Origin of the sequence: Saccharothrix longispora (assembly GCF_031455225.1) — a bacterium.
GTDB lineage: Bacteria > Actinomycetota > Actinomycetes > Mycobacteriales > Pseudonocardiaceae > Actinosynnema > Actinosynnema longispora.
Genome location: NZ_JAVDSG010000001.1, coordinates 615,156 through 628,865 on the forward strand (window position 1 = coordinate 615,156; position 13,710 = coordinate 628,865).

The following is a 13,710-nucleotide window of genomic DNA, read 5'->3' on the forward strand; positions in this document are numbered from 1 at the left end:
AGTGGCACGTGGTGTGGTTCTTCACCCAGACGTTCGTCCTGTGCACGGCCGCGTTCGTCGCGGGCGCGGCGCTCACCTGGCTGCCGCTGCGCGCCGTCATCCGGGACCTGCGCGCGCAGGTCAGGTCGGCGGTCGTGCGGCCGGTGCGGGCCGCGCTGCCGCCCGCGCCGACGGGGGAGCGGGTCGAGGAGTCGGTCGTCCTCCCCGAGCCGGGTGCTCGGCGCGCCGAGGACGAGCCGGTGGACGAGCGGGACCGGGCCACGGGGCAGTGCGAGGTCAAGGGCAGTCCCAAGTCCATGATCTTCCACACCGCCGAGTCGCCGTACTTCAAGCGGATGAAGGGCGACGTGGTGTTCCGCTCCGCGGCCGAGGCGGAACGGGCCGGGTACACGCGATGGGCTCCCAAGACGCCCAGGACGTCCAGGACCCCCGACGCGGCCAAGAACCCCACGAACGCCGAGTCGGCCAAGACCTCCGGCGTGCAGAGGGCGCCGGGGACGCGGAGGACGCCCGGCGCGTCGAGGACGCGCACGCCCGCCAGGGAGGAGATCCGCGCGTCGGCCGGGTGAGCCGCGGGCCGACCCGGCGGACCCGAGGGGGCCACCCTCGGGAACGCTTCAGAGCCGGTTCAGCTCAAGGACGACCGCCACCGCCTCGCCCAGCGAACCCAACCGGCGCGCACTCGTGGGGACCTCGTCCCACCCCGCCCCGCCGACCAGCACCGCGTGCCCGCGGGAGGTCAGTTCGGCCACCGGCGCCGCTTCGGCGTGCGGACGGGAGTGCGCCCACACGACCACCGAACCGGGGGACAACAGGGTCGCCGCGTCGAGCAGGGCCTCGGCGGGCACCCGCGCCCCCAGGTTGCGGGAGGCCACGTCGCGCTCGGCCAGCGCCGCGGCCAACGCGTCCAGCGGCAGGCTGTGCTGCTCCTCCGGGGCGCACGCCAGCAGCGCGGGCAGTCGCCCCCGCACCGGCGGGACCGGGGACGCGCGCAGCACGCCGGCGATCCCGGCGGTCGCCAGGTGCTCGATCTCGACGCCCCGCCCCTGGGCCGCGACGCGCTCGCCGAGGGCGACGAGGAACGGCACCAGCACCGATTCCCACGCCGCCACCACCCCGTGCCGCTCCACCAGCTCCGAGGCCAGGGTGCTCATCAGGGGCGCGTCCAGACGTGCCGCGGCCCTCGCGAACCCACGACCTTCCGCCGAGTCGACGGCGATGGCCCGCGGACCGCCGCCGGCGCGGGACGGGCCGGGTGGCGGCGCGGCGCCCAGCGCGGAGGCGGCGGCAGCGGCCGGGGCCATGCCCTGACCGGTGAGTTCGAGCATCCTGCGCAGGCGGGAGACGTCCTCGCCGCTGTACCGGCGGTGCTTGCCCTCCTCGCGCGAGGAGGGGCCGAGGCCGTACCGGCGGTCCCAGGTGCGGAGCGTGGTGGGGGAGATCCCCAGCATCCGTGCCACCGCGCCGGGGCTCCACTGCTCCACCGGGCCGCGCATTCGATCACCTTACCCGCGCGCACCGCTTCTGAAACGAAAACAGCCGCGAGTACGCTGGGCCGAGGTGGGTATCCACCGATCGAGGTGAGCAGATGCCAACGCGCGACCTGATCGTCGTCGGCGCTTCCGCGGGCGGGGTCGAAGCGCTGCGCTCCTTCACCGCGGGGCTGCCCGCCGACCTGGACGCGGCCGTCGCCGTGGTCCTCCACCTGCCCTCGGGCGGCACGAGCGCCCTGGCGGGCATTCTCGACCGGAGCGGTCCGCTGCCCGCCGTCACGGCCTCCGACGGCATGGCGCTCCGCCCGGGCCGGGTGCACGTCGCCCCGCCCGACCATCACCTGATCGTGATCGACGGCCGGGTCCACCTCTCCCACGGACCCACCGAGAACGGCCACCGCCCGGCCGTGGACGCCCTGTTCCGCTCCGCCGCCGCGACGCACGGCGCGGGCACCATCGGCGTCGTCCTGTCCGGCACCCTGGACGACGGCACCGCGGGCATGATCAGCATCGTCAACCGCGGTGGCCTCGCGCTCGTGCAGGACCCGGAGGAAGCGCTGTTCGCCGGGATGCCCGCCAGTGTCCTCCGCAACATCCACGTGGACCACGTGCTGTCGGCGGCGAAGATGGGCGCGCTGCTGCGGGAGTGCGTGGGCAAGGAGGTGCGACAAGGTGACGAGCCTTCCGACCTGGCCCGCCGCGAGACCGCCATCGCCTCTTCAGGCGTCGCCACGCACGCCGACGAGGTGATCTCGATGGGCCACCCCTCGAACTTCAGCTGCCCCGACTGCCAGGGCAACCTGGTCGAGCTGGACGTCGTGCCCAAGCGGTTCCGGTGCCAGGTGGGCCACGCCTGGACCGCCGAGGCGCTGCTGGACGCCCAGGGCGTCACCCTGGAGAAGGCGCTGTGGACGGCGCTGCGCACCCTGGAGGAGAAGGTGGGCCTGGCCAGGCGGATGCGCCAGGACGCCGCGAAGCGCGGCGCGGAACTGCTGGTCCGGCGCTACCAGCGGACCGAGGAGGAGGCGTCGAGCGCCGCCGACGTGCTGCGCGGCCACCTGCTCTCCGGTGAGTACACCCGGCAGACCGCCGCGGAGTCGGGACCGTGACCACCGTGGCGCTGGAGGTCTCCGAGATCGGCGGCGCCGCCGTGGTCCGCCCCTCCGGCCTCCTCGACCTGACGTCCTACCGGGAACTGCGGGACAGGCTGATCAAGTGCGCCGCGGACGGGCCGACCGCGGTCGTCGTCCGCCTCGACGACGGGTTCCGGTGCGCCACCCCCGTGTTCATGTCGATCTTCACCACGGTGTGGATGCGGCTGGCCGAGTGGCCCGGCGTGCCCCTGCTGCTGGTCGGCGAGTCGACGCGGTACCGCCAGTTCCTGGCGAGCCCCGCGGCCAGCCGCATGGTACCCGCCTTCACGCTCCTGGCGGCCGCGCTGGACGCCGTCGACGCGTCGCCCGAGCGCAGGCGCGACGAGATCCAGCTGCCCGACTCGCTCGTCGGCGCGCTCGTCGCCCGGCAGTTCGTCCGCGACGCGTGCGCGCGCTGGGGACTCGGCCACCTGAAGGACAGCGCCGTGACGGTGGTGACCGAACTCGTGGAGAACGCGGTGCGGCACGCCGAGTCCGCTCCCGTGGTGCGGCTGGAGCACCGGAGCGGCCGGCTCTCCATCGCGGTGCGGGACGACAGCCCCGAGCACCCCCGGGAACCGGACCCCCGCGCCACACCGCCGAGCGGCATCGGCATCACGATCGTGGCGCAGTTGAGCCGGGTGTGGGGGTGCTCCCCGTGGCCCTCGGGCGGGAAGGTGGTGTGGGCGGTGCTGGGGTGACGCCTGGCGCGGACCGCGCCGCGCCGCCGGGTAGCGTTCCCGGGGTGAGCGAGCGTGCGGTGCCCGATGAGGACTTCGAAGCAGTGTTGCGCTACTTGAAGGAGTCCCGCGGTTTCGACTTCACGGGCTACAAGCGCACCAGCCTCATGCGCCGCGTCCACCACCGGATGGCCCAGGTCGGCATCGAGCACCACGGCGAGTACATCGACCACCTCCAGGTCAACTCCGACGAGTTCAACGCGCTGTTCAACACGATCCTGATCAACGTCACGAGCTTCTTCCGCGACGCGGAGGCGTGGGACTACCTGCGGGACGAGGTGCTGCCGGCGCTGCTCGCCGAACGCGGGCCGGACGACCCGATCCGGGTGTGGAGCGCGGGCTGCGCCTCGGGCGAGGAGGCGTACACCCTGGCCATGCTGCTCGCGGAGGCGCTCGGCCCGGAGCAGTTCCGCCACCGCGTCAAGATCTACGCCACCGACGTGGACGACGAGGCGCTGGCGCAGGCCCGGCAGGCCGTGTACGGCGAGCGCGAGCTCCAGCGCGTGCCGCCGGAGCTGGTGGGCAAGTACTTCGAGGCGCACAACGGGCGCTTCGCGTTCCGCAAGGACCTGCGCCGCGCCGTGATCTTCGGGCGCAACGACCTCGTGCAGGACGCCCCGATCTCGCGGATCGACCTGCTGGTGTGCCGCAACACCCTCATGTACTTCAACCAGGAGACCCAGGCGAAGGTCCTCGGTCGGTTCCACTTCGCGCTCACGCCGCGCGGCGTGCTGTTCCTGGGCAAGGCCGAGATGCTGCTCAGCCACAGCCGGCTGTTCGACCCGGTCGAGCTCAAGCGGCGGATCTTCCGCAAGACCAACGGCGCCGCGGCGGGGGTCGCCCCGTTCCTCGCCCACGCCTTCGTCCAGGACCGCCGCATCGACCTGGGAGGACTGGACCAGTTGCGGGAACACGCCTTCCAGGAGAGCCCCGTCGCGCAGGTGGTGATCGCGGGTGAGGACGTGCTGGCCCTGGCCAACCGGCAGGCCGAGGCGCTGTTCGGGTTGTCCGCCAAGGACATCGGCCGGCCGCTGCGGGACCTCGATCTGTCCTACCGGCCGGTGGAGCTGCGCGCCCACGTCGAGCACGCCCGCGACGACCGGCGTGCCCTGCGGCTCAAGGAGGTCGCCTGGCACCGCCCCGGAGGCGACCCGGTGTGGTTCGAGGTGCACCTCAACCCGCTGCTCGGCCCGGAGAACGCGGTCATCGGCATCTCGATCGTGTTCCACGACGTGACCACGGCCCGCCGGCTGCTCGATGACCTGGAGTACGCCAACCAGCAGTTGGAGTCGGCCTACGAGGAGCTCCAGTCCACGAACGAGGAACTGGAGACCACGAACGAGGAGCTCCAATCCACTGTGGAGGAATTGGAGACCACGAACGAGGAGCTCCAATCCACGAACGAGGAACTGGAGACGATGAACGAGGAGCTCCAGTCCACCAACGACGAGCTCCAGACGATCAACGACGTGCTCCGGGACCGCACCCTGGAACTGGACCAGGTGAACGACTTCCTGGAGTCCATCCTGACGTCGCTGCGGGCCGGCGTGATCGTGCTCGACCCCGAGATGCGGGTCATCGCCTGGAACCGGGGCGCCGAGGAGCTGTGGGGCGTGCGGCAGGACGAGGCGCGGGGCGAGCACCTGCTGAACCTCGACATCGGCCTGCCCGTGGCCGAGCTGAGGCCGGTCGTGCGCCAAGCGTTGGGCGACGCCTCGTTCATGACCGAACTGGAGGTCGGCGCGGTCAACCGCAAGGGGCGCGACGTGGTCGTGCGCGTGGTGTGCAGCTCGCTGCGCTCCAACGCGGGCGAGCCCAACGGCGCGATCCTGGTGATGGAGCAGAGGGGCTGAGCGGGGTCGGTCGACGGGCCCAGAGGACGGGCCCAGAGGACGGGCTCAGCCGACCACGCGGCGGATGACGTCCACCGGTCCGATCGACTCGATGTCCTGGATCTTCACCGGCACGCCCTCGGTGGACGCGTGCACGGCGCGCAGCCCGTCGATGGCCATCGCCACGTGCGTCTGGCCCGAGTAGTAGATGACCAGGTCGCCGGCCCGCACGTCGTTGCGGGCCACCGACCGGCCGATCGTGGCCTGCCCGTAGGTGGTGCGCGGGATCGCGATGCCCACCGAGCGGTAGGCCGCCTGCATCAGGCTGGAGCAGTCCCACGTGTTCGGGCCGTTCGAGCCGAACACGTACGGCTTGCCGCGCTCCCCGAGCGCGAACGCCAGCGCCTGACCGGCCTGGCCCGGCGGCACGTCGATGTGGCTCATGTCGCCCGCGTTGTTCAGCGCGGCGCGCTGCGCCGGGCTCAACGCCCGGTACGCCTCGCGGGCCTCGTCGATCCGGCCGTCCAGGGCCGCCTTGCGCTGGTCGATCTCGGCGATCGTCTGGTTGGCGGTGTCGGTGGCCTCGACCGCGCGGCGGGCCGCGTCGTTCGCGCCGTCCACCGCGGCGCCGAGCCCTTCGAGCGCCTCGGCGTTGTCGCCGGCCAGCACGCCGAGCGCGGACATGCGGTTGAGGAAGTCCTGCTGCGAGTCGCTCACCAGCAGTGCCGACAGCTGGTTGAAGCGCGCGCCCTCGAACGACGCCTCGGTGAGCAGGTCCACCTGGCCGCGCAACGCCTCCTGGGCCTGCTGCGCCGCCGCGAGGTCGCGGTTGGCCTGGTCCAGCGCGCCCTGGGCGTTGGACAGGTCGTCCTGCGCCCGCAGGTGCTCCTCGTTGAGGGCCTCCGCCTCGTGGGCGAGGTCGGTGTACTTCTTGAGCGCGTCCGCCGCCGGGTCGGCTGCGGCCTGGTGGACGGGCAGGGAACCGACCAGCACGGCGGCGGCCGTGACCGCCAGGGCCGCGCGGACGGTGCGCAGAGCGGGGTTCGACGCCACGGTCGCGCGATCCTCCTGGAAGCCGGCAATGCCCCGAACGGGTTACACGGGCAAGTCGCGGACAGGTTACGGAACAACCCCGCGCACGTCCACCAGCCCCAGCCCTCACGCGAGTCGTACGTCCACCCCCCGCGAGTCGTACGTCCAGGTCCCGAGAGTCCAACGTTCAGGACCCCTGAGTTCTTTACTCGCGAGTGAAGAACACACGGCTCCTGGGTGTTGGACTCGCCCGGTCTGGAGGTTGGACTCTCGGGACCTGAACGTACGACTCGCGGGACCTGAACGTACGACTCGCGGGGTCTGGACTTACGACTCGCGCGGGGTGGGGTTACGACTCGCGGGTGAGGGTGGTTCGGCCGCCCGGGTGGGTCACGGCCTGGCCCGCGGCCCGGGTGGCCTTGCGGCCCGCTTCCTCCGGGGTGTCGCCCTCCAGGAGGGCCACGGTCAGGGCGGCCACGAACGCGTCGCCGCCGCCGGTGGTGTCCACCACGTGCTCGGCGGTCAGGGGGATCGCCGCGTGACCGTCCTGCCAGACCAGGACGTTCGCCTCGCCCGGGACCTCCAGGGCAGCGGTGGACGGGCCCCGGGCCAGCAGGGCCCGGCCGGCCTCCACGGCGTCGTCGACCGCGGTGATCTCCCGGCCGGTCAGGAGGGCCGCTTCGCGGTGGTCGGCGCGGATCACGTCGGCCGCGGCGAGGAGTTCGTCGGTTCCCGAGTCGGGGACGCCGTCCAGGACGATCAGGCCACCGGCCGCGCGGGCGGCGGCCAGGCAGGCGTTCCCCGGTTGCTGCAACTGGAGCACCACGGCGTCGGCGGAGGCCAGGGCGGACGACGCGGCGGTGACGTCCGCCGGGGTCAGCAGGCACGCCGGGGGGATGTCCTCCAAGTAGCGGTAGTGGCCGTCGTGCACCACGTCGACCACGAGGGCCGTCCGGGTGGCGGTGCGCCGCACGACCGCGTCCGCCGCTACGCCGTCCGCCGACAGCCGCTGCACCAGCAGGTCGCCGTCCCGGTCGTCCCCGACGACGCCGACGAGCGCGGCCGTCGCGCCCAGTCCGACGGCGTTCCGGGCGATGTTGGCGCCCTTGCCGCCGAGCATTTCGCGCCGTTCCGACACCGTCGCCGACCCCCCGGCCGAGGGCACCTCCGGCACCACGAGCACCAGGTCACGGGCTATCTGGCCGACCACCGCGATCCGCATGGTCGATCCGTACCCGGCGAGCGCCAAATGAAACGGATCGTTGACGGGCGGTCACCGGTGGTGCGATCGTGTTTCTGGGAGCGCTCCCAGTCCCGTGCCCACCAGATCACCGTCGATCTGAAGGAGAGACCTTGCGACTCAAGCGCTTTGGAGCGTTGGCCGTTGCCGCGCTCGGCGTCGTCGGCTTCACCAGTGTGTTCGTCCAGAGCGGTACGGCGGTGGCGCACGGGTCGATGACCTTCCCCCCGAGCCGCACCTACGCCTGCTACGAGGACGGCAGGATCGGTGGTGGCGGCGGCGACCTGAACCCGACCAACCCGGCGTGCGTCGCCGCGGTCCAGATCGGCGGCAAGCAGCCGCTGTGGGACTGGTACGGCAACCTGATCAGCCTGGCCGGCGGCAAGCACCGCGAGATCATCGCCGACGGCGACCTGTGCGGGCCGACCACCAAGTACGACGCCTACAACCTGACCCGCTCCGACTGGCCCACCACGACGCTGCGCGCGGGCGCGCCGATCACGTTCAAGTACAACGCGTGGGCGCCGCACCCCGGCACGTGGGACCAGTACGTCACCAAGGACGGCTTCGACGTCACGCAGCCGCTGAAGTGGTCGGACCTGGAGCCCGTGCCGTTCGACAGCATCACCAACCCGCCGCTGGGCAGCGGCGAGTACTCGTGGAACGGCACCCTGCCGAACAAGTCGGGTCGGCACGTCATCTACTCCATCTGGCAGCGCAGCGACAGCCCCGAGGCCTTCTACAGCTGCTCGGACGTGATCTTCTCCGGCGGCTCCGGCGGTGACACGCAGGCGCCGTCCGCGCCCGGCACGCCCACCGCGAGCGCGTCGTCCACCTCCGTCCAGCTGAGCTGGAGCGCGGCGGCCGACAACGTCGGCGTCAGCTCGTACCAGGTCTTCCGCGAGGCCGGCGCGAACGACGTGCAGGTCGCCACGTCCACGGGCACCAGCGCCTCGGTCACCGGCCTCACCGCGAACACCGCCTACCAGTTCTACGTGGTGGCGCGGGACGCGGCGGGCAACACCTCGCCGCCGTCGGCGGTCGTCTCGGTCACCACGACCGGTGGTGGCGGCCAGGAGCCCGGCGCGTGCTCGGTGACCTACAGCGTGCCGAGCAGCTGGTCCGGCGGCTTCACCGCGAACGTGTCGGTGAAGAACACCGGCACGAGCGCGGTCAACGCCTGGCAGCTGGCCTGGGACGTCCCGGCGGGCCAGGGCATCTCCCAGGCGTGGTCGGCCGACGTCACCGTGGCGTCCGGCAAGGCGACGGCCAGGGGTGCGAGCTGGAACCAGAACATCCAGCCGGGTCAGACGGTGAGCTTCGGGTTCAACGGGACGTCGCAGGGGACGCCCGCCAACCCGGTCTCGTTCACCCTCAGCGGCGCCACGTGCGCCACGGCGTGATGTTCGCGCGGTGCGCGGCCCTGGTCGCGCTCCTGGTGGGGTCGGTCGCCTGTTCCACGGCGGCCGACCCCGCCTCCCCCCTCGGGGCCGGCAACGCCCTGGGACCCCCGCTGGCCACCCCGGAGCAGGTGGCCGAGTGGGTGGAGGAGAAGACCGGGCAGTGCGGTGAACCGGTGCCGCGCTCGATGGAGGAGTTCGCCGAGTTCGTCGGCCCGCTGCGCGCGAAGCTCTACGCGCCGTACGTGGCGGAGTGGGCGACCTGCTCGGCGGGGCCCTACGAGCGGCTCGGGCTGGTGGTCTTCCAGCGGGAGCGGCTGGCCGACTTCCAGCGGGCCTGGCAGGGCGCGCTGTCGAGCGGCGAGGTCTCCGACGACCCGGACTTCGGCTTCGGCAACGGCTTCGCGCTGAGCGGCACGCTCGGCCTGGAGCCGCTGGGGCTGCACACCCTGCGCTGCACACCGGTGGGACCGGACGACGAGGTGGGGCACACGGTGCCCGCCGAGGCGGAGGGGTGCGTGTACGCGCAGCCCCCCGGTCACCACCACTAGGGGAAGAGGAGGCGGCTCGTCAGCGTGGCGGGGCGGTGCTCTGACGCACCACCAGCGTGGTGGCAAGCTCGATTCGGCGGTGTTCGGGCTCTTCACCACGTGCCAGCGTGATGGCGAGACGGGTGCCCGCCGCGGCCATGTCCTGCAGCGGCTGTCGGACCGTGGTCAGCGGCGGGCCCACCCATTGCGCCACCGGCAGGTCGTCGAACCCGATGACGCTGAGGTCCTCGGGGATGCGCAGCCCCGCGGCCCGCGCGGCCTCGTACACGCCGAGGGCCTGGAGGTCCGAGCCCGCGAACACCGCGGTCGGCGGGTCCGGCAGGTCGAGCAGCGGCGCGAACTGCGCGCGCCCGGACTCGACGTGGAAGTCGCCGTAGCGCACCAGGCGGGGGTCCACCGCGAGGCCCGCGGTCTCCAGCGCGGCCCGGTAGCCGTCCACGCGCGCCCGGCTGCACAGCACCCGCTCGGGGCCGCCGATCATGGCGATCCGCCGGTGCCCCAGTTCGATCAGGTGACGGGTGGCGGTCAGGCCGCCGTTCCAGTTGGTCGCGCCGATGGACGGCGTCTCCAGCTGGGGCTCGCCGATCGGGTCGACCACCACCACGGGGATGTCCCGGGCGCGCAGCTTCGCCAGTTGCTGCGAGGTCAGGTCTGAGAACACCGAGATCACGGCGAGCGGCTTGCGGGCGATCACGCCCTCCAGCCAGCCGTGGCCGGGGGTCAGCCGGCCCTGCGACTCGGAGAGCACCAGCGCGAGGCCCTGCTCGGCGGCGACCTGCTCGGCGCCCCGGATGATCTCCAGCGCCCAGGCGCTCTCCAGCTCGTGGAACATCAGCTCCACCAGGTTGGACCGGCGGGAGCGCTCGTCGGAGCGGCGCTGGTAGCCGTGCCTGCGGATGATGGCCTCGACCCGTTCCCGGGTGTGCGGGGCGACGTCCGCCCGGCCGTTCATCACCTTCGAAACTGTCGGTACCGAAACCCCGGCCTCGGCCGCGATGTCCGCGATGGTGATCTTGCCCGAGGCGGTGCCATCCGGAGAGGACGGGTCGGCTTTGGTCGGCATGCAGGCAGTCTACGACAGGGGGATACCGCCGGGACTCCGCAACATGAGGGCTCTGTGGGCGGTGTGGCTCACGTTCACCGTGACGTAATGCCGAAAATGTCGAACGTTACATCGAAACTGTCGAACACGATTGGTCGACCCGTTGCGCGAAGGTGGGGCGCGGCCGCCGGGAGAGTGGCGGCCACGCCCCTGGATCGCGGGCGGGCGGTCGTTGAAACCGGCTACTTGCCGAAACCGGCGGTCAGACCGCTGAGCAGGAACCTCCTGCCCATCAGGTAGACCGCGAAGATCGGCAGCACGGACAGCGTCACCGCCGCCAGCAGGGCCGGCACGTTGGTGCCGAACTGCCCCCGGAAGTCGTACAGGCCCAGCGTCAGCACGCGCGTCGACTCGGACTGGGTGAGCACCAGGGGGAACAGGAACCCGTTCCAGGCGTTGAGCGCGGTGTAGACCACCACGGTCATGATCGCCGGTCGCGCCAGCGGCAGGACCAGCGACACGAGCACCCGGAACGGTCCGGCGCCGTCGATCGCCTGCGCCTCGTACAGCTCGCGGGGGACGTCCCGCAGGCTGTTGGTCAGCACGAGCGTCGCCACCGGCAGCGCGAACGCCGCCGTCGGCAGGATGATCGCCAGCAGCGTGTCGTACAGCTGCATCCGGGTGATCAGCAGGTAGATCGGGATGATCGTGGCCTGCGCCGGGATCGCCAGGCCGACCAGCAGCAGGGTGAAACCGCGCTGCACGAACTTCCCCCCGCTGCGGGCCACCGCGTAGGCGCACGGCACGGCGATCGCCACGACGATCGCCACCGTCACCACCGTCACCACCACGTTGTTCAGCAGGTACTGGCCGAACCCGCCGGTGAGCACGGTGACGTAGTTGTCGAGCGTCAGCGCGTCCGGCACCGACCACGCGCTCTTGCCGAGGTACTCGCTGCGCGTGCGCAGCGACACCGTCACCAGGTACAGCAGCGGGCCCAGGACGATCGCGAGCCACGCCAGGGCGAACAACCCGGCGGGCCAGTTGGGGCGGGACTTCACGAACCCTCCTGCTGACTGCTCATCGAGCGGAACCCGCTCCAGCGCATGACCGCCACCGACAGCGCGGTGCCGAGCACGACCAGCACGACCGCGATGGTGCTCGCGTAACCCATCTCGAACCCGACGAAGCCGGTGATGTACATGTGCAGCGGCAGGATGCGGGTCGCGGTGCCCGGTCCGCCGTTGGTCAGGATCAGCACGGTGTCGAAGGTGGTCAGCGAGCCGACCATCATCAGCACCGACGACGTGACGATCGTGAACCGCAGTTGTGGCAACGTGATGTTCACGAACTGCCCGAACCGGCCCGCGCCGTCGATCGTCGCCGCCTCGTACAGCGTCGGCGGCACCGCCCGCGCCGCGCCCTGGTAGAGCAGGGTGTGGAACGGGATGTACTGCCAGGAGATCACGAACACCACCGTGTAGATCGCGATGTCCGTGTCGCCCAGGAACTGCGGCCCGCCGACGAACGCGCCGAAGTTCGGGTCGAGCAGCACCTGCCACAGCAGCGCGATGGCCGCCGTGGACAGCAGCAGGGGCAGGAAGAAGATCGAGCTGAGGACCGCCCGCGATCGCTGCTTCCCGGCCGCCCAGACCCCGACCAGCAGTGCGATCGGGGTCTGGACGAGCCAGGAGACGACCATCAGCAGCACGGTCCGCCCCACGGAGGCGGTGGCCTCGCCGTCCTGGACCAACCGGGTCCAGTTGTCGACCCCGTTGGGGGCCGGCGTGCCCAGGCCGTCCCACGCGGTGAAGCTCAGGTACACCACGATGACCATGGGCAGCGCCGCGAACAAGGCGAAGAACGCGAACGCGGGAACGGCGTACCAGCCCGAAGGCCGCTGGGACGACATCAGCGCGCGGCCACCGCGTCGACGAACTGCTGCGGCGAGACCTTGCCGAGGAAGAACTCCTGAAGCTGGGTCAGCATGAACGTGGCGTCGTCCGCGGGCAGGTCCTGGTCCCAGGACAGCTGGAAGTTCTTCGAGTCCAGCACCAGTTCGTAGATGAACGTCGCGTAGTCCGGGTTCGGCGACTTCTTCAGCATCTCCTCCGCGCCCACGACCGGCGGCACGTCACCGGCCTCGACCAGCGCCTGGATGTAGGAGTCCTCGGTCAGCGTGGTGGTGAGGAACTTCTTGGCCCCGTCGAGGTTCTTCGAGTCCGACGTCGCGGAGTAGAAGTTGCTCACGTTGCCGACGAGGTTCCCCGCGTCGCCCTTGCCGCCCGTGACGGACGGGAAGGCCACCCAGCCCAGCTTGTTCTGCTTGACGAAGTCCGGGCTCTGGTCGAGCTGGTTGGTGTACTCCCAGGAGCCCATCAGGTGCATCGCGGCCTTGCCCTGGGCCAGGATCGTCGAGGCGCCGCCCGCGTCGTAGCCGACGGAGGCGAAGTTGGAGCCGAACGCGCCCCGGTCGATCAGGTCCTTGAGCTTGGTCATGGACTCGACCACGGCCGGGTCCTTCCAGCCCGCGGGGCCGTTGTCCCGGATGTTCTTGAACACCTCGGGGCCCGCCACGCGGTCGAGCACGTACTCGGCCCACATCAGCTCGGTCCACGCCTGCGAACCGGCCAGCGCGATGGGGGTGACGCCCTGGGCCTTGAAGGTGTCGACCAGGGTGAGCAGGTCGTCCCACGTGGTCGGGGGCTGCGCGCCCGCCGCGGCGAAGACGTCCTTGTTGTAGAACAGCATCACCGGCTGCATGCCGCGCATCGGCACGCCGTAGGTCTTGCCGTCGAGCTTCGCGCCGTCGAGCACGCTCGGGATGAACTTGTCCCGGACCGCCGCGTTCTCGTCCAGCACCGCGGTCAGGTCGGCGACCTTGCCCGCGTCGACGTACTCCTTGAGGTTGCCGCCACCCCAGTTGAAGAACAGGTCCGGGGCCTGCGGCGACCCGATCGCGACGCGCAGCCGCTGCTTGTACGGGTCGTTGCCGAACGTCTCCAGCGAGGCGTTGCCGCCGCCGGCCTTGAACGAGTCGATCGACTTCTGCTCGATCTTGTTGAGCACCGGGTCCTCCAGTGCCCACACCTTGAGCCCGTTCGCGGGGTCGGCCGGACCGGACGACCCACACGCGGTGCTCACTGCTGCCACGGCGACGAGCCCCATCGCGATGAGGGGACGCATCCATGAACGGCGGGACATGCGACCGCCACCCTTCTGCCACGCTGCGGAATTGTTCGTGGCA

Annotated in this window: 13 protein-coding genes; 6 read left to right on the top strand and 7 right to left on the bottom strand. The window is 71.5% G+C overall.

What is annotated here, in order from left to right; genetic code table 11:
* Positions 1-8 precede the first annotated feature (8 nt).
* A complete protein-coding gene (locus J2S66_RS02760) occupies positions 9-569 on the top strand; it encodes a sunset domain-containing protein (protein ID WP_310303379.1) in 561 nt (186 codons plus the stop codon).
* 48 nt (positions 570-617) lie between these two features.
* On the opposite strand, the gene J2S66_RS02765 is transcribed toward J2S66_RS02760, so the two are convergent.
* Positions 618-1,496, bottom strand: coding sequence for a MerR family transcriptional regulator (locus J2S66_RS02765; RefSeq protein WP_310303383.1), 879 nt, complete (start codon positions 1,494-1,496; stop codon positions 618-620).
* A gap of 92 nt (positions 1,497-1,588) precedes the next feature.
* Between J2S66_RS02765 and J2S66_RS02770 the strand changes: the two genes are divergently transcribed.
* Genes J2S66_RS02770 through J2S66_RS02780 form a run of 3 tightly spaced genes read left to right on the top strand, consistent with a single transcriptional unit; the run spans position 1,589 to position 5,219 of the window.
* Positions 1,589-2,602 (top strand): chemotaxis protein CheB, encoded by a 1,014-nt coding sequence (locus J2S66_RS02770; RefSeq protein WP_310303386.1) that lies wholly within the window; start codon positions 1,589-1,591, stop codon positions 2,600-2,602.
* The gene (locus tag J2S66_RS02775; protein WP_310303389.1) at positions 2,599-3,327 is read left to right on the top strand and encodes an ATP-binding protein; all 729 of its coding nucleotides are present in this window, start codon (positions 2,599-2,601) and stop codon (positions 3,325-3,327) included. The genes J2S66_RS02770 and J2S66_RS02775 overlap by 4 nt, the downstream gene beginning before the upstream one ends.
* 44 nt (positions 3,328-3,371) lie before the next feature.
* On the top strand, positions 3,372-5,219 hold the full coding sequence (locus J2S66_RS02780) for a CheR family methyltransferase (RefSeq protein ID WP_310303391.1): 1,848 nt from the start codon (positions 3,372-3,374) through the stop codon (positions 5,217-5,219).
* Positions 5,220-5,264: 45 nt separating this feature from the next.
* On the opposite strand, the gene J2S66_RS02785 is transcribed toward J2S66_RS02780, so the two are convergent.
* Positions 5,265-6,251, bottom strand: a complete 987-nt coding sequence (locus J2S66_RS02785) for a C40 family peptidase (RefSeq protein ID WP_310303394.1) — start codon at positions 6,249-6,251, stop codon at positions 5,265-5,267.
* Between the two features lie 328 nt (positions 6,252-6,579).
* Positions 6,580-7,452, bottom strand: coding sequence for a PfkB family carbohydrate kinase (locus J2S66_RS02790; RefSeq protein WP_310303397.1), 873 nt, complete (start codon positions 7,450-7,452; stop codon positions 6,580-6,582).
* Positions 7,453-7,583: 131 nt separating this feature from the next.
* Between J2S66_RS02790 and J2S66_RS02795 the strand changes: the two genes are divergently transcribed.
* Positions 7,584-8,873 (top strand): lytic polysaccharide monooxygenase, encoded by a 1,290-nt coding sequence (locus J2S66_RS02795; RefSeq protein ID WP_310303400.1) that lies wholly within the window; start codon positions 7,584-7,586, stop codon positions 8,871-8,873.
* Positions 8,858-9,421 carry a hypothetical protein gene (locus J2S66_RS02800; RefSeq protein ID WP_310303403.1) on the top strand — a complete coding sequence of 188 codons (564 nt, stop codon included), beginning with the start codon at positions 8,858-8,860 and terminating at the stop codon, positions 9,419-9,421. The genes J2S66_RS02795 and J2S66_RS02800 overlap by 16 nt, the downstream gene beginning before the upstream one ends.
* A 19-nt stretch (positions 9,422-9,440) precedes the next feature.
* Here J2S66_RS02800 and J2S66_RS02805 read toward each other — a convergent pair whose 3' ends face one another.
* The 4 genes from J2S66_RS02805 to J2S66_RS02820 form a co-directional block, all read right to left on the bottom strand.
* Positions 9,441-10,484 (bottom strand): LacI family DNA-binding transcriptional regulator, encoded by a 1,044-nt coding sequence (locus J2S66_RS02805; RefSeq protein WP_310303406.1) that lies wholly within the window; start codon positions 10,482-10,484, stop codon positions 9,441-9,443.
* Between the two features lie 221 nt (positions 10,485-10,705).
* On the bottom strand, positions 10,706-11,524 hold the full coding sequence (locus J2S66_RS02810; RefSeq protein WP_310303408.1) for a carbohydrate ABC transporter permease: 819 nt from the start codon (positions 11,522-11,524) through the stop codon (positions 10,706-10,708).
* The gene (locus J2S66_RS02815) at positions 11,521-12,375 is read right to left on the bottom strand and encodes a carbohydrate ABC transporter permease (RefSeq protein WP_310303411.1); all 855 of its coding nucleotides are present in this window, start codon (positions 12,373-12,375) and stop codon (positions 11,521-11,523) included. The genes J2S66_RS02810 and J2S66_RS02815 overlap by 4 nt, the downstream gene beginning before the upstream one ends.
* Positions 12,375-13,667, bottom strand: a complete 1,293-nt coding sequence (locus J2S66_RS02820; RefSeq protein ID WP_310303414.1) for an extracellular solute-binding protein — start codon at positions 13,665-13,667, stop codon at positions 12,375-12,377. Before J2S66_RS02820 ends, J2S66_RS02815 begins: the two co-directional genes overlap by 1 nt.
* Between the last annotated feature and the right edge of the window lie 43 nt (positions 13,668-13,710).

What these genes read in the sequence shown, in the direction of transcription:
- J2S66_RS02765 (WP_310303383.1), bottom strand. Translation starts at nt 1,496, where the DNA reads ATGCGCGGCCCGGTGGAGCAGTGGAGCCCCGGCGCGGTGGCACGGATG.
- J2S66_RS02770 (WP_310303386.1), top strand. Translation starts at nt 1,589, where the DNA reads ATGCCAACGCGCGACCTGATCGTCGTCGGCGCTTCCGCGGGCGGGGTC.
- J2S66_RS02790 (WP_310303397.1), bottom strand. Translation starts at nt 7,452, where the DNA reads ATGCGGATCGCGGTGGTCGGCCAGATAGCCCGTGACCTGGTGCTCGTG.
- J2S66_RS02805 (WP_310303406.1), bottom strand. Translation starts at nt 10,484, where the DNA reads ATGCCGACCAAAGCCGACCCGTCCTCTCCGGATGGCACCGCCTCGGGC.
- J2S66_RS02815 (WP_310303411.1), bottom strand. Translation starts at nt 12,375, where the DNA reads ATGTCGTCCCAGCGGCCTTCGGGCTGGTACGCCGTTCCCGCGTTCGCG.
- J2S66_RS02820 (WP_310303414.1), bottom strand. Translation starts at nt 13,667, where the DNA reads ATGTCCCGCCGTTCATGGATGCGTCCCCTCATCGCGATGGGGCTCGTC.